Origin of the sequence: Streptomyces sp. NPDC051684, from assembly GCF_044453445.1 — a bacterium.
GTDB lineage: Bacteria > Actinomycetota > Actinomycetes > Streptomycetales > Streptomycetaceae > Streptomyces.
In genome coordinates this window covers 24,473-44,989 of record NZ_JBITCS010000046.1, presented here as the reverse complement: position 1 = coordinate 44,989, position 20,517 = coordinate 24,473, and the positions used below count along the sequence as shown (strand labels likewise).

Below are 20,517 nucleotides of genomic sequence, written 5' to 3'. Positions count from 1 at the left end.
GTGGGGCGCGGGCGGGGTGTCCCCTACGGTCCCCGGATCGCGTGCGGTGGCCCGGCCGGGGACGGAGGATGGCGTGAGTTCGGGATTCGGGCCTGCCGAATCCGGATACGCAGGGATCGACGACGCATCACTGGTCCCACGCAGCCCACCCCAGGAGAGATCCCACATGACCACTCCGCGGAACACCAGCGCTTCCCGTTCGTCGTCCGTCCCCCGGATCCTGATCATCGGCGCGGGATTCGCCGGGATGGAGTGCGCGCACAAGCTGGAGAAGGAGCTCAAGCCCGGAGAGGCGGTGCTGCGGCTCGTCAGCCCCACCGCGCACCAGCTGTATCTGCCGCTGCTGCCGCACGTGGCCTCCGGCGTGCTCACGCCGCAGTCCGTGGCGGTCCCGCTGCGCCGGATGCTGCGGCGCACCGAGATCGTGCCGGGCGGCGCGATCGGTGTGGATCCGCAGGCGAAGGCCGTCGTCGTACGGAAGATAAACGGCGAGGTCAGTGTCGAGCACTACGACTACCTGGTGCTCACGCCGGGCAGTGTGACGCGCCAGTTCGACATCCCGGGCCTGGACAAGTACGCGGTCGGCGTGAAGACGCTCGCGGAGGCGGCCTGGATCCGCGACCACGTGATCACGCAGCTGGACCTGGCGGCGGCCAGCTCCGACCCGGCCGAGCGCGCGGCGCGGCTGCAGTTCGTGGTGGTCGGCGGCGGCTACGCGGGCACGGAGACGGCCGCGTACCTCCAGCGCCTGACGACGGCAGCGGTCAAGCGCTACCCGGGGCTCGATCCGTCACTCATCAAGTGGCACCTGGTCGATGTGGCACCGAAGCTCATGCCGGAGCTGGGCGAGCGGCTCGGCGACAAGGCCATGGACATCCTGGAGCGGCGCGGACTGCACGTCTCGCTCGGGGTGTCGGTGAAGAGCGTCACCGAGGACACGGTCAACCTCACCGACGGGCGCGAACTGCCCTGCCACACGCTGATCTGGACGGCCGGTGTCGCGCCCAGCCCGCTCGTGGCGACCCTCGGCGCGGAGACCAACCGCGGCCGGCTCGTGGTGACCCCCGAGCTGACGGTGCCCGGCCTCGACGGCGTGTTCGCGCTGGGCGACGCGGCCGCCGTCCCCGACATCGTCAAGGGCGGCGACGCGATGTGCCCGCCGACCGCGCAGCACGCGATGCGACAGGGCTGGGCGGCGGCCCGCAACATCCTCGCCTCCGTGCGCGGCAACCCGCTGACGCCCTACCGGCACAAGGACCTCGGCCTCGTCGTCGACCTGGGCGGCATCCAGGCCGTGTCGAAGCCCCTGGGCATCCAACTGACGGGCCTGCCCGCCCAGGTCGTGGCACGCGGCTACCACATCGGCGCGCTGCGCACCCTGACCGCGCGCTTCCGCACGGCGGCGAACTGGGCCCTCAACGCCGTCGCGGGCGACGACTTTGTCCGCACCGGCTTCCAGCGCCATCGCCCCGCGACGCTCCGGGACTTCGAGATGACGGACGCGTATCTTTCTCCCGAGGAGTTGCAGGAGGTCGTGTCGGCGCGGGTCGACGGCCGCTCGATGTCCCCGGAGAAACCGCACCTTCCGATCACTTGACCGCCATTGGGGCTGCCCAATCACGCCCCATTGCCTTCGCAACAGCTCATGCCTTCTGAGCTCGCGCCCCCCTGACCCCCGCCGCAGAGAGCGTCGGGGTGGGGGGCTTCGCGTTCAGCCGTCCACACGAAACAACAGTTACCTCGAACGGTCCTAGTTTCAGGCCGAGTTCACCAATCGGCCCGGCCCGATCGAGAAGACCCTCGCCGCCGTCGCGCCGCCCCCGCGCGCCCGCCGACTCCTCTTTGAGCGCATCACGGCTGGGCACATGACGGCCCATCAACGTGCAATCGCGAACTCCAAGATCACGTTAGACTCCCCGCTCGCCAGGTTCGGGTGATCACACATTGGCGTGGGGGAGATCCATGACGGGGTATTCCGTCGAGCCAGAAGTGCTGCGTTCCGCGGCCAAGAAGATCCGCGACGCGGTGAGCGACGTGGACAAGCTCCATCTCGACGAACTCACCGAGAAAACCGCCGACTTCGGCCATTCCGAAGCCGAGTTGGCGTTCGAGCAACTGATGGGCACGTGGCACCAGGCGTTGACCAAGACGCTCAAGGACGACGCTGAAGAATCGGCCGACAAACTGGCCGACACCGCGCGCGAGTACGAGCGCCAGGAGCAGCTCGTCAACGGGTCGTTCGCGGCCCAGCAGGGGCCGGTACTCCGGTGACGGCCCAACTGGGCGAGTCCACGGACCCGAAGGCATTCATCCCCGGCGAGCCGTCCCGGCTGCGCCACGCAGCCGGCGAACTGGCCAAGAAGGCCAGCTCGGTTGAGGCCATCGGTGACGATCTGCGCTCCGTGCGCTCACCGGGATGGAACGGCGACGCGAGTGAGGCGTTCTGGGACGACTTCTCGCCGTAGAAGACCGGTTCCGGTGGGGGTGTGGGGCCGGTGGCATCCCGGCTCCACACCCCCACCACTGCCGCTCTGCGCCCCCACTACCGCCTCACTTCCCCGCCGCGCGCAGCTCCTCGTACTCCTCACGGGACAGTGGCTCGGCATCCGGGACGCCCAGCCGGTCGAGCGGGATCCGGTACGTCTCCGGGGACTTCCATGTCGCGATCGAAGCGACGACGGTGATGGCGAGGCAGAGCGTGCCGATGGTGAGCGGCACGTTCGAGGAGCCGGGCGGCGCCACCATCGTGAAGATCGTCGGCAGGAACGCGACGATCGCCAGGCCGATGTTCTGGGCCAGCGCGAAGCCGGTGACGCGGCGGGCCGCAGGGAACAGCTCCTGGAAGAAGCAGGCGAACGTGGCGTTCCAGGACTGGTAGGCGACGCCCCAGGAGAGGACGGCGAGGGCGAAGGTCAGCGGCACGTTGTTCGCGCCCACGGCCCATAGGTACGGGTAGCAGAGCAGGCCCGCCGCCAGGCCACCGCCGATCATGATGGGGCGGCGGCCGAACCGGTCGGAGAGGTGGCCGAAGACCGGGACGACGAACATGCCCGCCACGTTCGCGGCGATCTGGATCCAGAGGTAGACGGTCGTGCTCATGCCGACGCCGTAGCCGGACTGCGTCGCGTAGGCGCCGCCGAAGACGGAGACCGTGACCCCGATGACGTTGACGAGCGTCATGCACACCGCGCGCACGATCTCGCGCCAGTTCTCCCGGAACGCCTCGACGAATGGCACCTTGTGCGCCTCGGGGCCGGTCTCCCGCTGCTCCGCGAAGGTCTTCGTCTCCTCGACGCGGCGCCGGATCAGGAAGCCGGCGAGGACGACCACCGCGCTGAGCACGAACGGGATGCGCCAGCCCCAGGACTTGAAGGCCTCGTCGGACAGCAGCATCGACATCGGCAGGAAGATCGCGGCGCCGAGGATCTGCCCGGCGACGGTCCCGTGCAGGGCGAAGCTCGCGAGGAATCCGCGCCTGCCGTGCGGAGCATGCTCGATGATCATCGCGCTGGCCCCGCTCAACTCCCCCGCCACGGCGAAACCCTGCACGAGGCGGACGAGGGTCAGCAGGATCGGTGCGATGATCCCGACCTGACTGTAGGTGGGCAGAAGTGCCACGACGAACGTGGAGACGCCCATCAGGAGCATGGCCAGGACGAGGACGTTCTTTCGGCCCTTCTTGTCTCCCCAGTGGCCGAGCACGGCGGCGCCGATGGGGCGCGCGACGTAGCCCACGGCGTAGGTGCCGAGTGACGCGAGCACGGCGATCGTCGCGTTGCCCTCGGGGAAGAAGATCCCCGGGAAGACGAGCGCCGCCGCCTGGGCGTAGATGAACCAGTCGTAGTACTCGAGGGCACTGCCGATCCAGCCGCTGGCCGCGGCCTTCCTCGACATCGCCCGCCCGGCGGCGGGCGCGTCCGCGGTACGCGACTCCTTTGACGCGGTCACGCTCATGGCTCTCCTTGGTGTGATCAGGCCACAGCACCGAGTAGAAAGCGCTTGCGCGGCGGACAGTCGTCTTCACCGTTCTTGAAACGCTCCATTGATGGCGGCCTCGCGGCTCCGTACTCGACGGCGACAGATGGTCGACCCGCAGGCGGGTCCATACGAACCCGCCGCGTACATCCCTGTCAATGGATTCCGGAAGCTTTCCCCACCGTGAGACGCGAAGGCATTAATACGTTTCAAACCGGCGGCCATTCTCGCGACCGTTCCCGCGGTCACCCCCGCGAACTCCCCCGCCCGACCCCCCTTGTCCGGACCCACGCCCCCCACTTAGGGTCACACGGAACGGAAAGCGCTTTCCCACCGTCAGCTCTCCGCGAGGAACCCGCATGCCAAGCCCCTCCCGCCAGGGATCCCGTCTGCGTGCCGCCGTCGTCGGCACCGGCGCGATCGTCACCGGTAGCCATCTGCCCGCCCTCACCTCCCTGCGCGACCGCGTCGAACTCGTCGCCGCCGTCGACGTGGACCAGGACCGCCTCGACGGATTCCGCGCCAAGGCCGCCGAGGCCGGTTTCGCGGACGTCTCCGTGCACACCGAACTGACCGCGATGCTCGAAGCGGCGCGACCCGATCTCGTCCTCATCGGCACGCCGCCGGTGTTCCACCGCGAGCAGACCGTCGCGGCGCTCAAGTCCGGCGCCTGGGTGCTGTGCGAGAAGCCGCTCACCCTCTCCCTTGCCGAGTACGACGAGATCGCCGCCGCCGAGGAGGCGAGCGGCGCCTACGCCTCCGTCGTCTTCCAGCACCGTTACGGCTCCGGGGCCGTGCACGCCCGCTCGCTGCTGGCCGGGGGCTCGCTCGGCCGGCCGCTCGTCGCCCACTGCCAGACGACCTGGTACCGCGACGCCGCCTACTACGAGGTGCCCTGGCGCGGGAAGTGGGCCAGCGAGGGCGGCGGCCCCGTGATGGGCCACGGCATCCACCAGTACGACCTGATGCTGCATCTGCTCGGCGAGTGGACCGAGATCAAGGCGATGGCGGCCCGCCTGGTGCACGACACGGAGAGCGAGGACGTGTCGACCGCGCTCGTCCGCTTCGACGACGGCGCCCTCGCCACGGTCGTCAACTCCGTGCTCTCGCCGGACGAGACGAGCCGGATCCGTATCGACTGCGAGAAGGCCACGGTCGAGCTGACGCACTTGTACGGGCACGGCAACGACGACTGGCGCTACACCCCGGCCCCGGGCAGCGCGCAGCCGCCCGCGCCCACCGCCGACGTACCCAGCTCGCACACCGCCCAACTGACCGCGCTGCTCGACGCGTACGACGCCGGCAGCCGTCCGCCCGGCAGCGGGCAGAGCGCCCGCAGCACGCTGGAGTTCGCCGCCGCGCTGTACAAGTCGGCGTTCACCGGCGCCACGGTCACGGCCGGGGAGATCGGCCCCGGCGACCCGTTCTACGCCGCGATGCACGGCGACCACCCGGAATGGAGCCCGAAGCAGTGAGCACCGCCTCGTCTTCCCTCAAGGTCACGCACCATCAAGGCGACCGGGTCGTGGTGCGTGCCACCGCGACCGGCACGGACCTCTTCTCCTACGTCTACAAGCCGGACCCCGAAGCCTTCGAGGCCCGCAAGCCGTACGTGCATCCGCTGCGCACCCTGTCCGGCAACCTGGTCTCGGGCTACCGGCCCAACGACCACCGCTGGCACAAGGGCCTGCAGATGACGGCGAGCCACCTCTCCGGGCAGAACTTCTGGGGCGGCAACTGCTATGTCCACGGCGAGGGTTATCTGCCGCTGCACGACCGCATCGGCTCGATGCGCCACGACGGCTTCGACGCCGTCGAGGCGGGCGACGACGAGCTGTCCCTGTCCGAGCGCCTCACCTGGATCGAGAACGGGGGCGCCGAGTGGGCCCGCGAGCGGCGCGGCGTGCGGGTGCACGCAGTGGACGCGGAGTCCGGTTCGTACGCCGTCGACTGGTCGATCGAGCTGACCAACACGCGTGCGGACGGCGAGGCGCTGCGCTTCGGCTCACCGACCACGGCGGGGCGCGAGATGGCCGGTTACACGGGGCTGCAGTGGCGCGGGCCCCGGGACTTCACCGGCGGGAAGGTCTTCGGCCCGGACGCCGAGGGCGAGTTGATGGGGACGCAGGGGCCGTGGCTGGCGTTCACCGGTGAGCACGACGACGTGGACGGGCACTCCACGCTGGTGTTCGAGCACGCTCCGGAGAACGCGGAGGCGATCCACGCCTCGCACTGGTTCGTGCGCTCGGAGCCGATCCCTACGGTCGCGTTCTCCTGGGCGTTCTTCGAGGAGTTCGCGCTGCCCGCCGGCGAGACGTTCCGCTATCGCTACCGGATCCTGGTCGCCGACGGCGCCTGGGACGAGGAGCGGGTGGCCGCCCGCCTGAAGGAGCTGGCGTGGTGAGCCTGGACAGGCCGCTGCCCGGCGGCATCGGCCTGTCCCACATCTCCGCGTACGGCTGGGAGGCCGCGGACGGCGTCTGCGGCGGCAGCCCGCATCTGCACCTGGTGTGCACGGAGGCGTACGTCGTGACGGGCGGGCACGGCGCCGTGCAGACGCTGAGCCCTGACGGCTACCGGGACACGCCTCTCGAAGCCGGTTCGCTCGCGTGGTTCGAGCCGGGCACGGTGCACCGGATGGTGCAGGGAGCGGACCTACGGATCACGGTCCTGATGCAGAACAGCGGGCTGCCGGAGGCGGGCGACGCCGTCTTCACGTTCCCGCCGGAGTATCTGGCGGACCCGGAGAAGTACGCGGCCGCTGCGGCGCTGCCCGGTCCGGCGGGCCCGGAGGCGGAGGCCGCCGCGCGCCGTCGCCGGGATCTCGCGGTCGAGGGGTATCTGCCGCTGCGTGAGGCGCTCGCCGCGGGCGACGCGGAGCCGCTCCGCGCGTTCCAGCGGGCGGCGGCGGAACTGGTCCGCCCGCGCGTGGCCGCCTGGCGCGAGCTGTGGCGCACCGGGGCGCTGGCCGCCGCCGAACGCACCGGAGCCCAGCTCGACGCCTTGGAACGGGGCGACGCGGACGGCTACTTGGCCACGTCGACGACCCACACGGCGACCCCGACCCGCCACGGCGGCCTGGGCATGTGCGGGCGCCGCGAGGAGTACGGCGTCGAGGGGGCGACGGTGCCGCGCTGAGGGGCTCTGCGTGGGAGCGGGCCCTGCGTGGAGCGGCCGTGCGTGGGGCGGGATCCGCGTAGAACGGGCGTGGAGCGGGCCCTGCGCAGGTCTGGTTCCACGTAGAGCGGCCTCTACTGGGGGCCGCTCCCCAGTCGGCCCTCCAGTTGGAGCAGCAACTCCCCCAGCAGGGCGCTCAGTTGCGTGTCCTTGCCCTCGCCGAGACCCGAAAGGACCGCCCCCTCGTACGCGAGTTGACTCGGGAGCAGTTCGTCGACGAGGGCGCGACCCTCGTCCGTCAGGCGGAGGTGGGAGACGCGGCGGTCGCGGGTGTCGCCGCGGCGAACGATCAGGCCGCGCTCCTGGAGCTGCTTGAGGCGCTTGGTGACGGCGGCGCCGGAGGCGAAGGTCTCGCGGGCGAGGTCGCCGGGGGTGAGTTCGCGGCCGGTGCGGCGCAACGTGCCGAGCAGGTCGAACTCGGCCCTGGTCAGGCCCGCGTGCCGCAGCGGCGCGTCCTCGGCCTGCTGGAGCAGCGCGGCGCACCGGTTGATGCGCCCGATGATCTCCATGGGGCCGGTGTCGATGTCGGGGCGTACGGCCTGCCACTGCCGTACGACCGACGACACGATGTCGAGCGGCGCCGTTGCCGCCGGGCCTTGCTGCGTGCTCATGCCTGCCTGACCGGACCTTCCTCATGGGCCGAACGTTGTGCGTCCGCCACTATCCGCTACTTCCGGGCGCCCGCACCACTCGGGTCGCCGGCCCTCGCCTGCCGCCGGACCGTGGCGGCGAGCGTACGGTGCCCGGACTGCTCGGCGGCGAGCACCCGCTCCTCGGGCAGGGCGCGCTGCCACCACTCGCCGGCCGCGGTGTCGGCGGCGGCCCGCAGCTCGACGAGGGCGGCGGTGAGGCCGCGGCGGGCCGTCTCCAGGGCGGCGTGGTCGGGGGTGGGCAGCGCGAGCGTGCGCTCGGCGGCCCAGCGGGCGCCGTCGGTGGCGTCGAGGGCCTGCTCGATGCCGTCGGTGGCGCGGCGGTTGGTGACGGCGATGGCGGCCACGACGCCCAGCGCGGCGCCGACGAGGGTGTCGACGACGCGGTCGCCGATCAGCTCACCGGCCTCCTGGTAGCGGGCGAACTCGGTGATCAGGAGCGCCATCGGCGTCACGCACAGGCTGCCCAGCCAGTAGTTGCGGGTGATGAGTGCCTCGGCCCCGAAGGCGCAGGCCAGGCAGAGCAGGACCAGGGCGAGCCGGCTGGCGTGGGCGAGCGGGACGACGGCGGCGAAGACGAGGACGCCGGCGATGTTGCCGACGACGCGCTGGATGCCGCGGTTCCAGGACAGCGCGAGGTTGGCCTGGTAGATCGAGGCGGCGGTGACGAGGGCCCAGTAGGGGCGGCCGACGCCGACGGCGAGCGAACCGTATCCGGCCAGCGCGCAGCCGACGAACGTGCGCAGGGCGATGGGCAGCAACGGCGAGCCGGGGCCGATCCGCCGCCACAGGGAGGGCTTGCCGCCCGCGAGCTCGGCCTCGATACCGAGGAGTTCGTCGTCCATCCCCGCGATGCGCGCGGGCCGCGGCACCGAACCCGCCCCGCGCAGCCCGACCGCCCAGGCGCGCAGCCGTTCCGCGTCGGTGTCGCCCGGCGCCGCGATGGCGACCTCGGCGCGCAGCACGAGCCGTTCCAGGGCGCGTCGCGCCTCGGTGCGCGCGCCGGTGGCGAGCAGCGATTGCCACGCGGCATGCACGGCGGCGGCCGCCGCGCCGCGGGCGGGCGCGTGCTCCGGCCGCTCGACGTACGCGGCGGCGGCGTTCAGCGCGCGGGCGGTGGCGCGGCGCTCGGGCCCGTGCGGCCGGACGAGGGCGGGGGCCATGCCGACGATCCAGGACACGGCGCCGGCGGCCAGCGTCAGCGCGAGGTGGCCCGGCACCTGCCCGAGGGTCTGTGGCGCGAACAGGGTCGCCGAGCTGATGAACGTGAAGATCAGGTGTCCCGGCGGTCCGATCCGGGTGGCGTCGCACAGCGCCTTCTGGGCGGCGGCGAGCAGCGCGCCGATGGCGACGAGGACGGCCGCGGACGAGGTGAGCGAGGCGGAGACCAGGGCGACCGCGACGCTCGCGAGCATCCCGAGGACCACCCACGCGAGCGCACGCGCGCGTGCCGCGTACGGGAGGTTGTGCCCGTACAGGGCGCACAGGCTGCCCGCCATCGTGTACATGGCCAGGTCGAGCCGGCCCAGGGCGAGCAGCGTCAGGTTCGGTATCGCGGTGGCGACGACGACGCTGGTCGCGGGCTTGGGCCAGACGTCCGACGGCTTGTTGAGGCGCAGCACTCCGGCGAGCGGGAGGCGATGGACGGCGGGGGTGCGAGATGTCGGTGGTGTGCTGCTCATAAGAAAACTTTAGCAGGTGTTTTACCCGTGAACGATTACTCGTGACCGCACGCACAATCCGCCCGCGCGACCATCCGTGCTCCCCTGCGCCGCCATACGCCCCTGCCCGCCGGGGCATCCCCCTGACGGACACCGACGACGAGACGGACACGATGGGGGACCCGGTGCACGGACCGCTCTCGGCCGCATGGCTGCTGGTCGCGCTCTGCGCGGCGACCGGTGCGTACTGCCTGCTGCGCCTGCGCAGCGACGTCGAGGAGCAGCGCCGCACGGCCGGCGGCGAGGCCCTGATGGGATTCGGGATGGCGCTGATGGCCGTCCCTGCGGCGGTGCTCACACCCCCGCACTGGGCGTGGCTGCTGTACGCGACCGTGTTCGGGGCCGCCGCGCTCCGCGCCCTGTGGGCCTCCCGGACGGGCACCCATCACCTGCACCATCTGGCGGGCACGTTCGCCATGGCCTACATGGCGGTGGCGATGGCCGTCCGCCCGGCGGCCCACGCGCACCACGGCGGCGCGGGCGCCCCGGCCCTCACGGGCGCGCTCCTGCTCTACTTCACGGTTTACGTCCTGTGGTCGGGCGCCCGCCTCGTTCCCGGCACGTCGGCCACGTCGGCCGAGACGGCCACGACGGCCACCGGACCCGCTGTCGCCGCCGGCTGGGGCGACCGCCCGGAACTGGCGCGGGCGTGCCGGCTGTCGATGGGAATCGGGATGCTCGCGATGCTGCTGACGATGTGAGGGGCCCACCAACGAAACCGTGGCGTGCGTCACTTGACGCCCCAGGCCATACCCGTGGGTAGCGCTCGCCTCATAGGGTGACGGTCATGACGGTCCCCGTAGCACTGTTGCTGCTCGGCGCCCTTGCCGCCCTGGTCGCGCCGAGGCTGCTCGCGCGCGCGGACTGGACGGAGCGGGAGCCGATCGTCGCGCTGTGGGCGTGGCAGTGCGTGGTGGCCGGTGTACTGCTGTGCTGCGCCCTGTCGATGACGTTGAGCGCGGCGGCCGCTTGGGGCGCCGTGCGCGGCCATGTCTTCGCGGGGGCTCCGCACGGGGTGGTGGACGCGTACGCGCTGCGCGCCGCCGGGCCGTGGGCGGCGACCGTCGCCGTGACGCTCGCCCTGGGCGGGGCGTGGACGGCGGCGATGCTGGTGCGCGAGGTGCACGGCGCCCGCGCGCGGCGGCGCGCCCGGCGGGCCGAACTCCTGGAGCGGGCCCCGCTGTTGCCGGGCGAGGAGCCGGGCCCCGACCGCCTCGTCATCCTGGAGGGCAAGCGCCCCGACGCCTGGTGGATGTCGGGCGCGACGCCGCAACTCGTCATGACCACGGCCGCGTTGCAGCGCCTGAAGGGGCGTCAGCTGGACGCGGTGCTCGCGCACGAGATGGGGCACGCGCGCTGGCGGCACGACTGGCTGCTGCACTGCTCGGGCGCGCTGGCCTCCGGCTTTCCGCAGGTTCCGGTGTTCGCCTCGTTCCGTGACGAGATGCACCGCCTGGTGGAGCTGGCGGCGGACGACGTCGCCTCGCGCCGCTTCGGGCGCATGAGCATCGCGCTCGCCCTGGTCGAACTGAACGAGGACCGCGGGGTGTTCGGCCCCTGTCCGACGCCGCACGCGCAGGTCCCGCAGCGCGTGCACCGGCTGCTCGCGCCGCCGTCGCGGCTGTCGCCCGCGCACCGGCTGCGCCTCACGGCGGCCGCGGCGCTGATCCCGCTCGTCCCCCTCCTGGTCACCTTCGTCCCCGCGCTGCGGGCGCTGGGATAGCACCCCGCGGCACGGCCCACCGGGGTGGCACCACGCGGCCCGGCCCACCGCGATGGCACCACGCCGCGCGGCCCACCGGGATGGCCCGCGCCGTGCCCGATGAGCGAGGATCGTTCCCATGCACCCGGCACGGCTCGACTCCCCGCCCCGACGCCCCCGCCCCGTCCTGGCGCTCACCACCGCGCTGGCCCTGCTCTGCGTACTCCTGCTCGTCCTGGTGGCGATGCGCTGGAGCCCGTTGATGGACCTCGACCGGGACATCGCCCGCTCGCTGCACGGCAGGGCCCTCGCCGAACCCGATGTCACCCAGGTCAACCGCGTCCTGACCGACTGGGTGTGGGATCCCTGGACCATGCGGCTCCTGTGCGCGGTGATCGTGCTGGTGCTCCTCCGGCACGCGCGGGACTGGCTGCTCGCGGGCTGGGTGGCGGCCACCTGCCTGGTCGGCGCGCTGCTGCAACAGGGCCTGAAGGCCGCCGTCGACCGGCCGCGCCCAGGCTGGCGCGACCCGGTGGACTCGGCGCACTACGCGGCGTTCCCCTCGGGGCACGCGATGACGGCGACGGTGGTGTGCGCGCTGACCCTGTGGCTGCTGCGGCGGCACGGGGCCGGGCGGGCGCTGTGGTGCACCGCGCTCGCGCTCGCCGTGGTGTCGGTCGTCGGCGTCGGCCTGACCCGCCTGTGGCTCGGGGTGCACTGGCCCTCCGACGTGCTGGCCGGCTGGCTGCTCGGCGCGCTGACGGTGACGCTGTCCACGGCCGCGTACGACAAGTGGGGTGCGCCCAACGCCCGCGCTTGACCAGCGTGTTCGACGCACCGGAGGATCGGCGGCATGACGATCAAAGCCGTGCTGTTCGACTTCTCAGGGACCCTCTTCCGCATCGAGCCCACCGAGACCTGGCTGCGTGCCGTGCTCGACGAGACCGGACTGGCGCTGCCGGACGAGGAGTTCGCGCGCGCCGTCGAAGGTCTTGACGCGGCGGGAGCGCTGCCGGGCGGCAGCACGCACCAGATGAACGTGCCCGCGCACCTCGCCGAGCTCGTCGCCGCCCGCGACGTGGACGCCTCCCGGCACCGCGCCGCGTACACGGGCCTGGCCCGCCAGGTGCCGCTGCCCGACGAGCGGCTCTACGACGCCCTGTACGACCGACACATGACGCCGGCCGCCTGGTGGCCCTACCCCGACGCCCACGAGGTGCTGTCCGGTCTGCGCGAGCGCGGGCTTGCGGTGGCCGTCGTCAGCAACATCGGCTGGGACCCGCGCCCCGTCTTCGCCGCGCACGGCCTCGATCAGTACGTCGACGCGTACGTCCTGTCGTACCGGCACGGTGTCCAGAAGCCGGACGCCCGGCTGTTCACGGCGGCGTTGGAGGAGCTGGGCGTGGCGCCCGGCGACGCACTGATGGTGGGCGACGACCGGCGCGCGGACGGCGGGGCCGCGGAGCTCGGCTGCGCCGTGCACTTCGTGGACCACCTGCCGGCCGACGCCCGGCCGGACGGGCTGCGCCCGGTGCTCGGCCTCATCTGATCCGCCCTCATCTGACCCCGCCGTACCTGACGCGGCGGCACCTGACGCGGGCGCACATGACGCAGCCGTATTCGGACGATCCCCCGCGTCGCCCGAATACGGCCGGCCCTCCCGCGCACACCACGCCCAACAGGCCGGTGGCCGGGAAGCGCTGAGTATAGTTGGCTGCGAGCCAGTCAACGCAGGAGTCAAGAATGTCCCCCCGCAGCGCATCGGTCAATGAGGAGTTGCGCCGACGTTCCCGCGAGCGGCTCCTACAGGCGACGTTGGAGCTCGTCGGGGAGCGCGGGTACGACGCGACGACGCTCGGCGACATCGCGGACCGCGCCCGTTCGGCGCGCGGTCTGGTCTCGTACTACTTCCCAGGAAAGCGGCAGTTGCTGCAGTCCGCCGTGCACCGGCTGATGCACCGGACCCTGGAGGAGGCGCTGGAGCGGGAGCCGCGGCCCGCGCCCGACGACGGGGACGAGCGACTGGCCCGCGCCATCGACGCGATCCTCGGCCTCGCCCGCGACCACCCGGTCCTCATGCGCACGCACATGGCGGGGATCCTCCAGGCGGAGGGCTTCGTGCAGTGCCCGGAGCAGCAGCGGCTCGCGGCGCTGCTCGCCGACACCGTCGTGCGGCACGGGACGCTCGACGTCGACACGGACTATCCGATGCTGCGCGCCGTGCTGATGGGCGCCGTGTTCTCGATGCTCGTGCCGGGGGTGCCGATGCGGCTCCCCACGATGCGCGCCGAGCTGTTCCGCCGTTACGGCCTGGAGTGGAAAGGGGGCTTCCCGCCGGACGACGAGGATGACGCGTCGTCCGACGGGAGCCCCGCCCACTGCAGACCGGCCGATTTCTCGCGCTACTTCGAGCCGCTGCCACCGGCCGTCGGCGGCGAGCCGACTGGTCAGCCGAAGTAGTCCGGCTGCGTCTGGACGTTGAGCTCGCCCAGGCGGATCTTCGACGCCGGGTCGGTCCTGGCGTCCTTGATCTTCAGGACGTCGAAGCCCTTCGCGATGTCGTTCGAGAACACGTACCCGTTGTAGTAGTACGCCGACCAGGAGCCGCCGGTCGTCATCGTGTCCGTGGTGAGCGGGCCGCGCTCGAAGTAGCCGATCTCCGCAGGTCTAGCGGAGTCGGTGAAGTCCCACACGGAGACGCCGCCCTGGTACCAGGCCTGCACCATGAGGTCCTTGCCCTTGACCGGGATCAGCGAGCCGTTGTGCGCGACACAGTTCTCGGTGTCGGCCTGGTGGCGCGGGATCTTGAAGTAGCTCTTGAAGACGAGCTTGCGCTTGTCGCCCTTGCCCGTGATGTCGTAGATGCCGTCGGCGCCGCGGTCCGGGCCGATCTCGGCGTTGCAGGTGGCCGCGCCGCCGCCGCCCAACTCGTCGGTGAAGACGACCTTGTTGGCCTTCTGGTTGAAGGTCGCCGAGTGCCAGAACGCGAAGTTGACGTTGTCCTGGACCTGGTCGATGACCTTCGGGTTCTCCGGGTCCTTGATGGAGAACAGGATGCCGTCACCCATGCAGGCGCCCGCCGCGAGGTCCTTGGAGGGCAGGACCGTGATGTCGTGGCAGCCGGTGGTCTTGGAGACGCCCGGGTTGGTGGGCGCGCCGGGGTTGCCGCCGCCGTCCTCGCCCGCACCGGGGAAGAGGACCGGGAAGTTCACGACGGCCGCCTTCTGCGGCGCGTTGCGGGGCACCTTGATGACCGAGATGCCGTCGTGCGGCGGCTGGCAGTCGGGGAACGTCGCGCTCGGCGAGTACGAGGAGACGTAGACGTAGACGTTCTTCTTCTCCGGCACCAGGGTGTGGGTGTGCGAACCGCACGCGGTCTCGACGGCGGAGACGTACTTCGGGTTCTTCTTGTCGCTGATGTCGAAGACCTTCATGCCCTCCCAGGACGACTTCTCGGTCGCGGGCTGGGTGGTGGAGGCGCAGGAGTCGTCGCTGCGGGAGCTGTCCGTGGACAGGAACAGCAGGTTCCCGGAGACGGAGACGTCGTTCTGGGAACCGGGACACAGCACCTGGGCGACCGTCTTCGGTGCCTTCGGGTTGCTGATGTCGAAGACGCGGAACCCGTCGTAGTTCCCGGCGAAGGCGTACTTGCCCTGGAAGGCGAGGTCCGAATTGGTGCCGGGCAGCGCGTCCTTGGGGATGTTGGTGACGTGCTGGATGTTGTCCGAGTGGACGACCTCGTCCTGGCCGGGTATGTCGCCGGCGGATATCGCCTTCTCGACCTCGGCCTCGGTGCTCTTCGACACGCTCTTGGGCGCCGCCGACTTGTCGCCCGGGTCGGGCGTCGCCGAGACGGGGCCCGCGGCGAGCAGCGCCGCGAGGAGTCCGGCCGCCGCGGTGGCACCTCCCAGGCGTCTGCGCCGCGTTCGGGGGGAGTACAGGGTCACTGTTGTCTCCTTGGGTGACGGTGACTTCGCTCGTACGTGAACGATTCACGGATCTCCCCGAGTATCGTCTTCCTCATGCACAGATCAATAGGTGGCAACGCAATCGTCATGAAAGTTGCTGTCGCCGCGCTGGCGGCGGTCTCGGCGCTGGCATTGACCGGGTGCGACGCGGGCGGTTCGGACGACGCCGGAAAAGCCAACTCCCGTGTCTCCGAAGGGCCTTCGGTCATTGCTCCGGGAAAGCCGGGCGACGCCGCCGAGACCCTGTCGGCCAAGGACGCGAAGCAGCGCGGTGCGGACGACACCCCGAACTCCGCCGACGTCACCTACGCGCGGATGATGATCCCGCACCACGAGCAGGCCCTGAAGATGACCGAACTCGCCCCGACACAGGCCGAGTCGGAGCAGGTCAAGGGGCTCGCCGAGCGGATCACCGCCGCGCAGGGGCCGGAGATCGAGGTGATGCGCGGCTGGCTGAAGAAGTACGGGCGCGGCGCAGCGCCCGAAGGCCACCAGGCGCACGACACGATGCCGGGGATGGCGACGGCGGCCCAGCTGAAGAAGCTGCGGGCCGCCAAGGGCAAGGCGTTCGACGAGCTGTTCCTGAAGATGATGATCACGCACCACCAGGGGGCCGTGACGATGGCCACGGAGGTCAAGAGCGGCGGGAACAACGTGCAGGTGGAGGAGATGGCGGACGACGTGATCGCGCAGCAGACCACCGAGATCGAGCGGATGCGCGACATGTCCTGAGCGCCGCCGTCCGCGCCCCTCCCCCACCGCGCCCGCGGGTGTCATGCTGGAACTGCTGAGACACATCGGCATCCCGGCGGAGGGAGCACCCCGTGCCGCACATCGCCGTCGTCGGCTCGGGTCCGAGCGGGGTCTACACCGCGCAGGGCCTCGTGCGGCAGGACCGTGTCCCGGACATCCGAGTCGACGTGCTCGACCGGCTCCCCTGCCCGTACGGGCTCGTGCGCTACGGCGTCGCCCCGGACCACGAGAAGATCAAGTCGCTGCAGAACAATCTGCGGACGGTCCTGGAGGACGAGCGGGTCCGCTTCCTCGGCGGCGTGGAGATCGGCCCGGCGCTGCCGCCGGCGAAGCTCCTTGAGCTGTACGACGCGGTGGTGTACTGCGTGGGCGCGGCGGCCGACCGGCGGCTCGGGATTCCCGGCGAAGACCTGCCGGGCAGCTGGTCGGCGACCGACTTCGTGGCCTGGTACAGCGCCCACCCGGACGCGGTCGACAGCGGTTTCGTACGGGGTGTGCGCACGGCCGTCGCCATCGGCGTGGGCAATGTGTCGGTGGACGTGACCCGGATGCTGGCCCGCGGCGCCACCGAACTCCTGCCCACCGACATGCCGTGCGCCGCGCTCGACACCCTCGGCGCCAGCGAGGTCCGGGACGTGTACATGGTGGGGCGGCGCGGCCCCTCGCAGGCCCGCTTCACCACGAAGGAGCTGCGCGAACTGGGCGGGCTCCCGGACACCGAAGTAGTCCTCGGCGAACGCGAGTTGGCGCTCGATCCGGGGTACGCCGATCCCACCGCCCTGCCGGCCGCGCAGCGGCGCAACGTCGAGGTGCTGCGCGGCTGGGCCGCCGTGCCGCCACGGGACACACGCCGCCGGATCCATCTGCGGTTCTACCTGCGCCCCGTCGAGGTGCTCGCGGGCGGCGACGGCCGGGTGGCCGGGGTGCGCTTCGAGCGGACGCGGCCCGACGGGCACGGAGGCGTGGCCGGGACGGGAGTGTTCGAGGAGATCGGCGCCGAGCTCGTGCTGCGATCGGTGGGCTATCGCGGGGTGCCGCTGGAGGGCCTGCCGTTCGACGAGCGCGGCGGCACCGTGCCGCACAAGGCGGGGCGGGTACTGCGGGATGCGCGGGTCGCGCCGGGCGAGTACGTCGCCGGGTGGATCAAACGCGGTCCGACGGGCGTGATCGGCACCAATCGACCGTGCGCCAAGGAGACGGTCACGTCACTCCTGGACGATCTGGCCGGCATGGGAACCGCTACGGAAGCCGGTGCCGCGCAGGACCCGCTGACCGGCCTGATCGCGGTCGGCGTGCGGCCCGTGCCGTGGGACGGGTGGCGGGCGATCGAACGGGCCGAGGCGGAGCTGGGCCGAGGGCTCGGGCGCGGGCCGGTGAAAATTCCCGACTGGGACGGCCTGCTGAACGCGGCGCGGGAGACGTAGTCGAACCGGTGCGTTTCCGGGGTGAGGACACGTAGCGGCAACACCGCGGAAATCAACAAAACGTTCAAGTTCACTACGTTCTCGTGCATGACAACGCACCCGGTGGACCAGGTCCCGCCCGCGCGCCAGTTGGCGGCGTTCGGGCTGCAACACGTGCTCGCCATGTACGCGGGCGCGGTCGCCGTGCCGCTGATCGTGGGCGGCGCGATGAGGCTGTCGCCCGGCGACCTCGCGTATCTGATCACCGCCGACCTGCTGGTGTGCGGCATCGCCACCCTCATCCAGTGCGTGGGTGTGTGGCGCTTCGGCATCCGGCTGCCGATCGTGCAGGGCTGCACGTTCGCTGCCGTGTCCCCGATGGTGCTGATCGGCACGACGGGCGGCGGGCTGCCGGCGATCTACGGCGCGGTGATCGTCGCGGGTCTCGCGATGATGCTCCTGGCACCGGTTTTCGGACGGCTGCTGCGCTTCTTCCCGCCCCTGGTCACGGGCACCGTGATCCTGATCATCGGCCTGTCACTGCTGCCGACGGCGGGTACATGGGCGGCGGGCGGCTCCGGCGCGAAGGACTTCGGGGAACCGAAGAACATCGGGCTCGCGGCGCTCGTCCTGGTGCTCGTGCTGGGCGTGCAGCGGTTCGCGCCGCCCGCCCTCAGCCGGGTCGCGGTGCTGGTCGGCATCGTGGTCGGCACGGCGGTGGCGATACCCACCGGCTTCACGGACTTCTCGGCCGTCGGGGACGCGCACTGGTTCGGGATCAGCACGCCGTTCCACTTCGGCGCTCCGGAGTTCCACGCGGCGGCGATCGTGTCGATGCTGATCGTGGCGCTGGTGACGATGACGGAGACCACGGGTGACTTCATCGCGGTCGGCGAGATGACGGGCCGTCCGGTGGACCGGCGCGCCCTCGGCGACGGTCGGCGAGATGACGGGCCGTCCGGTGGACCGGCGCGCCCTCGGCGACGGTCTGCGCGCCGACGGATTCTCGACCGTCCTCGGCGGCGTCTTCAACACCTTCCCGTACACGGCGTTCGCGCAGAACGTGGGACTCGTCGGCATGACGAAGGTGCGCAGCCGCTGGGTGGTCGCCGTCTCCGGCGGCATCCTGATCCTGCTCGGGCTGCTGCCGAAGCTGGGCGCGGTGGTCGCCGCGATCCCCTCGCCCGTGCTCGGCGGCGCGGGTCTGGTGATGTTCGGGACCGTCGCGGCGAGCGGCCTCAAGACGCTGTCGAAGGTGGACTTCGAAGGCAACAGCAATCTCACCGTGGTGGCGGTCTCGGTCGCCGTCGGCCTGCTCCCGGTCGGCGTCCCGACAATCTACGAGCACTTCCCCCACTGGTTCCAGACGGTGATGGACAGCGGCATCAGCGCGGGCTGCCTGACGGCCATCGCACTGAACCTGCTGTTCAACCACCTTCCGCAAAAGGCGGGTTCGGCGCCGTCACTTCCCGTCGAGCCGGTTCTCCTGCCGGGCGGCCGCGTCGAGGATGTGGTCCAGAAGACCGGGGAAGAGCGCGTCTAGGTCGTCCCTGCGCAGTCCGTTCATCTTGGCGGTTCCCCGGTAGACCTGCACGATCACCCCGGCCTCCCGCAGCACCCGGAAGTGGTGCGTGGTGGTCGACTTGGTGACGGGCAGGTCGAAGGCCGAACAGGACAGCTCGGACTCCTCCGAGGCCGCCATCTCCCGGACGACCGCCAGGCGCATCGGGTCGGACAGCGCGTGCAGCACCGATTCGAGCCGGATCTCCGTGCGGTCGGGGTGCGCGAGCGTGCGACCGCCGGTGGCGGTCCCGGTGTGCGGTGCTGCTGCGGCCGTCATGGACGACTCCCCTTCGCGGTGCGGCTGGCTCGTTGCGTGCGGTACGTCATTGTCATTGTACGAGAACCATCGTAGTTTGACATCCGCCGTACTACGGTGGCTATCGTACTAGTCAGGTCCTCGCCGCCACCCGCGAGGCACATCCGCGATCCACACCGAATGGAGTCCGCCGTGAGCGCACTGTTCGAGCCCTACACCCTGCGGTCCCTGACCATCCCCAACCGCGTGTGGATGCCGCCGATGTGCCAGTACAGCGCGGCTCCCGAGGGCCCGCTCGTGGGTGCGCCGAACGACTGGCACTTCCAGCACTACGGAGCGCGCGCCGCGGGCGGCACCGGCCTGATCATCGTCGAGGCCACGGCCGTCTCCCCCGAGGGCCGGATCTCCCCGCAGGACCTCGGCATCTGGAACGACACCCAGGTCGAGGCCTTCCGCCGGATCACGTCGTTCCTCACGTCGCAGAACACGGTGCCGGGCATCCAGCTGGGCCACGCGGGCCGCAAGGCCTCGACCGACCAGCCCTGGAAGGGCGGCGCGCCGGTCGGCCCGGACACGTACGGCTGGGACGCCGTCGCCCCGAGCGCGGTGCCCTTCGACGAGAACCACCCGGTTCCGGCCGAGCTGACCGTCGACGCCATCAAGGAGATCGTCCAGCAGTTCGTCGACGCCACCCGTCGCTCCCTCGACGCCGGCTTCCGGGTCGTCGAGCTGCACGGCGCGCACGGCTACCTCATCGGCGAGTTCCTCTCCCCGCACTCCAACAAGCGCACCGACGAGTACGGCGGCTCCTACGAGAACCGCACCCGTTTCGCGCTCGAGGTCGTGGACGCGGTCCGCGAGGTGTGGCCCGAGGAGCTGCCGCTGCTCTTCCGCATCTCCGCGACCGACTGGCTGGAGGGCGAGGAGGGCTGGACCGGCGACGACACCGTCCGGTTCGCCGCCGAGCTGCAGGCCCACGGCGTGGACCTGATCGACGTGTCGACGGGCGGCAACGCGGCGGGAGTCCGCATCCCCCTCGGCCCCGGCTACCAGGTCCCCTTCGCGGCCCGCGTCCGCAACGAGGCCGGGGTCCCGGCCGCCGCGGTCGGCCTCATCACCGAGCCCGAGCAGGCCGAGAAGATCCTCGCCAACGGTGAGGCCGACGCGGTCCTCGTCGGCCGCGAGCTCCTTCGCGATCCGTCCTTCGCCCGCCACGCGGCGCGTGAACTGGGCGCCGAAAGCCACGTGCCGGACCAGTACCACCGGTCGGTCTGACCCGACACCACCGGCCAGACGTGCGCCCCCGCGGTCCGAGCACCGCGGGGGCGCACGCGTGTCAACGCAGGCGG

General features: G+C 71.5%; 19 protein-coding genes and 1 pseudogene. 15 read left to right on the top strand and 5 right to left on the bottom strand.

From position 1 onward, the window contains the following. The first annotated feature begins 166 nt into the window (after window positions 1–166). The 3 genes from ACIA8D_RS36510 to ACIA8D_RS36500 all read left to right on the top strand — a co-directional run bounded on the left by ACIA8D_RS36510 (window position 167) and on the right by ACIA8D_RS36500 (window position 2,465). On the top strand, window positions 167–1,597 hold the full coding sequence (locus ACIA8D_RS36510) for an NAD(P)/FAD-dependent oxidoreductase (protein WP_399238819.1): 1,431 nt from the start codon (window positions 167–169) through the stop codon (window positions 1,595–1,597). A 365-nt stretch (window positions 1,598–1,962) separates the two neighbouring features. After that, on the top strand, window positions 1,963–2,271 hold the full coding sequence (locus tag ACIA8D_RS36505; RefSeq protein ID WP_399238817.1) for a WXG100 family type VII secretion target: 309 nt from the start codon (window positions 1,963–1,965) through the stop codon (window positions 2,269–2,271). After that, window positions 2,268–2,465, top strand: a complete 198-nt coding sequence (locus tag ACIA8D_RS36500; protein ID WP_399238815.1) for a putative T7SS-secreted protein — start codon at window positions 2,268–2,270, stop codon at window positions 2,463–2,465. The genes ACIA8D_RS36505 and ACIA8D_RS36500 overlap by 4 nt, the downstream gene beginning before the upstream one ends. An 85-nt stretch (window positions 2,466–2,550) precedes the next feature. On the opposite strand, the gene ACIA8D_RS36495 is transcribed toward ACIA8D_RS36500, so the two are convergent. Further along, entirely contained in the window at window positions 2,551–3,948 is a 1,398-nt protein-coding gene (locus ACIA8D_RS36495; RefSeq protein ID WP_399238813.1) for an MFS transporter, read from the bottom strand. Window positions 3,949–4,334: 386 nt separating this feature from the next. Here ACIA8D_RS36495 and ACIA8D_RS36490 point away from each other — a divergent pair, with 386 nt between their 5' ends. From ACIA8D_RS36490 to ACIA8D_RS36480, 3 genes are read left to right on the top strand one after another with little or no spacing between them, the layout of a single operon-like run. Then, window positions 4,335–5,450 carry a Gfo/Idh/MocA family protein gene (locus tag ACIA8D_RS36490; RefSeq protein ID WP_399238811.1) on the top strand — a complete coding sequence of 372 codons (1,116 nt, stop codon included), beginning with the start codon at window positions 4,335–4,337 and terminating at the stop codon, window positions 5,448–5,450. Beyond that, entirely contained in the window at window positions 5,447–6,379 is a 933-nt protein-coding gene (locus tag ACIA8D_RS36485; protein WP_399238809.1) for a PmoA family protein, read from the top strand. Before ACIA8D_RS36490 ends, ACIA8D_RS36485 begins: the two co-directional genes overlap by 4 nt. Beyond that, window positions 6,373–7,113 (top strand): cupin, encoded by a 741-nt coding sequence (locus ACIA8D_RS36480; RefSeq protein WP_399238807.1) that lies wholly within the window; start codon window positions 6,373–6,375, stop codon window positions 7,111–7,113. The genes ACIA8D_RS36485 and ACIA8D_RS36480 overlap by 7 nt, the downstream gene beginning before the upstream one ends. A 113-nt stretch (window positions 7,114–7,226) precedes the next feature. Here ACIA8D_RS36480 and ACIA8D_RS36475 read toward each other — a convergent pair whose 3' ends face one another. Next, window positions 7,227–7,763 carry a MarR family winged helix-turn-helix transcriptional regulator gene (locus ACIA8D_RS36475; protein WP_399238805.1) on the bottom strand — a complete coding sequence of 179 codons (537 nt, stop codon included), beginning with the start codon at window positions 7,761–7,763 and terminating at the stop codon, window positions 7,227–7,229. 56 nt (window positions 7,764–7,819) lie between these two features. Next, on the bottom strand, window positions 7,820–9,484 hold the full coding sequence (locus tag ACIA8D_RS36470; protein WP_399238803.1) for an FUSC family protein: 1,665 nt from the start codon (window positions 9,482–9,484) through the stop codon (window positions 7,820–7,822). Window positions 9,485–9,648: 164 nt separating this feature from the next. Between ACIA8D_RS36470 and ACIA8D_RS36465 the strand changes: the two genes are divergently transcribed. From ACIA8D_RS36465 to ACIA8D_RS36445, 5 genes are all read left to right on the top strand, one after another. Then, complete coding sequence (locus ACIA8D_RS36465) at window positions 9,649–10,224, top strand: DUF5134 domain-containing protein (protein WP_399238853.1); 576 nt, start codon at window positions 9,649–9,651, stop codon at window positions 10,222–10,224. 86 nt (window positions 10,225–10,310) lie between these two features. Then, window positions 10,311–11,246 (top strand): M56 family metallopeptidase, encoded by a 936-nt coding sequence (locus ACIA8D_RS36460; protein WP_399238801.1) that lies wholly within the window; start codon window positions 10,311–10,313, stop codon window positions 11,244–11,246. Between the two features lie 118 nt (window positions 11,247–11,364). Continuing rightward, window positions 11,365–12,045 (top strand): phosphatase PAP2 family protein, encoded by a 681-nt coding sequence (locus ACIA8D_RS36455; protein ID WP_399238799.1) that lies wholly within the window; start codon window positions 11,365–11,367, stop codon window positions 12,043–12,045. Window positions 12,046–12,078: 33 nt separating this feature from the next. After that, entirely contained in the window at window positions 12,079–12,774 is a 696-nt protein-coding gene (locus ACIA8D_RS36450) for an HAD family hydrolase (RefSeq protein ID WP_399238797.1), read from the top strand. 194 nt (window positions 12,775–12,968) lie between these two features. Continuing rightward, window positions 12,969–13,685: a TetR/AcrR family transcriptional regulator gene (locus ACIA8D_RS36445; protein WP_399238795.1), complete on the top strand. Its 717-nt coding sequence runs from the start codon at window positions 12,969–12,971 to the stop codon at window positions 13,683–13,685. Here the strand turns inward: ACIA8D_RS36445 and ACIA8D_RS36440 are convergent. Further along, window positions 13,673–15,172: an LVIVD repeat-containing protein gene (locus tag ACIA8D_RS36440; RefSeq protein WP_399238793.1), complete on the bottom strand. Its 1,500-nt coding sequence runs from the start codon at window positions 15,170–15,172 to the stop codon at window positions 13,673–13,675. The two genes, ACIA8D_RS36445 and ACIA8D_RS36440, sit on opposite strands and share 13 nt — an antisense overlap. Window positions 15,173–15,280: 108 nt before the next feature. Between ACIA8D_RS36440 and ACIA8D_RS36435 the strand changes: the two genes are divergently transcribed. From ACIA8D_RS36435 to ACIA8D_RS36425, 3 genes and pseudogenes are all read left to right on the top strand, one after another. Next, window positions 15,281–15,925 (top strand): DUF305 domain-containing protein, encoded by a 645-nt coding sequence (locus ACIA8D_RS36435; protein ID WP_399238791.1) that lies wholly within the window; start codon window positions 15,281–15,283, stop codon window positions 15,923–15,925. Between the two features lie 92 nt (window positions 15,926–16,017). Next, window positions 16,018–17,370 carry an NADP oxidoreductase gene (locus ACIA8D_RS36430; RefSeq protein ID WP_399238789.1) on the top strand — a complete coding sequence of 451 codons (1,353 nt, stop codon included), beginning with the start codon at window positions 16,018–16,020 and terminating at the stop codon, window positions 17,368–17,370. A gap of 87 nt (window positions 17,371–17,457) precedes the next feature. Further along, a pseudogene (locus ACIA8D_RS36425) lies at window positions 17,458–18,892 on the top strand (nucleobase:cation symporter-2 family protein). Here the strand turns inward: ACIA8D_RS36425 and ACIA8D_RS36420 are convergent. Further along, on the bottom strand, window positions 18,812–19,189 hold the full coding sequence (locus tag ACIA8D_RS36420; protein WP_399238787.1) for an ArsR/SmtB family transcription factor: 378 nt from the start codon (window positions 19,187–19,189) through the stop codon (window positions 18,812–18,814). The pseudogene ACIA8D_RS36425 and the gene ACIA8D_RS36420 sit on opposite strands and share 81 nt — an antisense overlap. 171 nt (window positions 19,190–19,360) lie before the next feature. Between ACIA8D_RS36420 and ACIA8D_RS36415 the strand changes: the two genes are divergently transcribed. Next, window positions 19,361–20,443 carry an NADH:flavin oxidoreductase/NADH oxidase gene (locus ACIA8D_RS36415; RefSeq protein ID WP_399238785.1) on the top strand — a complete coding sequence of 361 codons (1,083 nt, stop codon included), beginning with the start codon at window positions 19,361–19,363 and terminating at the stop codon, window positions 20,441–20,443. Window positions 20,444–20,517: the final 74 nt, after the last annotated feature.

Bases quoted from the DNA above. Each gene is read 5' to 3' on its own strand.
- ACIA8D_RS36510 (WP_399238819.1), top strand. From the start codon at position 167: ATGACCACTCCGCGGAACACCAGCGCTTCCCGTTCGTCGTCCGTCCCC.
- ACIA8D_RS36505 (WP_399238817.1), top strand. From the start codon at position 1,963: ATGACGGGGTATTCCGTCGAGCCAGAAGTGCTGCGTTCCGCGGCCAAG.
- ACIA8D_RS36490 (WP_399238811.1), top strand. From the start codon at position 4,335: ATGCCAAGCCCCTCCCGCCAGGGATCCCGTCTGCGTGCCGCCGTCGTC.
- ACIA8D_RS36475 (WP_399238805.1), bottom strand. From the start codon at position 7,763: ATGAGCACGCAGCAAGGCCCGGCGGCAACGGCGCCGCTCGACATCGTG.
- ACIA8D_RS36470 (WP_399238803.1), bottom strand. From the start codon at position 9,484: ATGAGCAGCACACCACCGACATCTCGCACCCCCGCCGTCCATCGCCTC.
- ACIA8D_RS36460 (WP_399238801.1), top strand. From the start codon at position 10,311: ATGACGGTCCCCGTAGCACTGTTGCTGCTCGGCGCCCTTGCCGCCCTG.
- ACIA8D_RS36455 (WP_399238799.1), top strand. From the start codon at position 11,365: ATGCACCCGGCACGGCTCGACTCCCCGCCCCGACGCCCCCGCCCCGTC.
- ACIA8D_RS36450 (WP_399238797.1), top strand. From the start codon at position 12,079: ATGACGATCAAAGCCGTGCTGTTCGACTTCTCAGGGACCCTCTTCCGC.
- ACIA8D_RS36445 (WP_399238795.1), top strand. From the start codon at position 12,969: ATGTCCCCCCGCAGCGCATCGGTCAATGAGGAGTTGCGCCGACGTTCC.
- ACIA8D_RS36435 (WP_399238791.1), top strand. From the start codon at position 15,281: ATGAAAGTTGCTGTCGCCGCGCTGGCGGCGGTCTCGGCGCTGGCATTG.
- ACIA8D_RS36420 (WP_399238787.1), bottom strand. From the start codon at position 19,189: ATGACGGCCGCAGCAGCACCGCACACCGGGACCGCCACCGGCGGTCGC.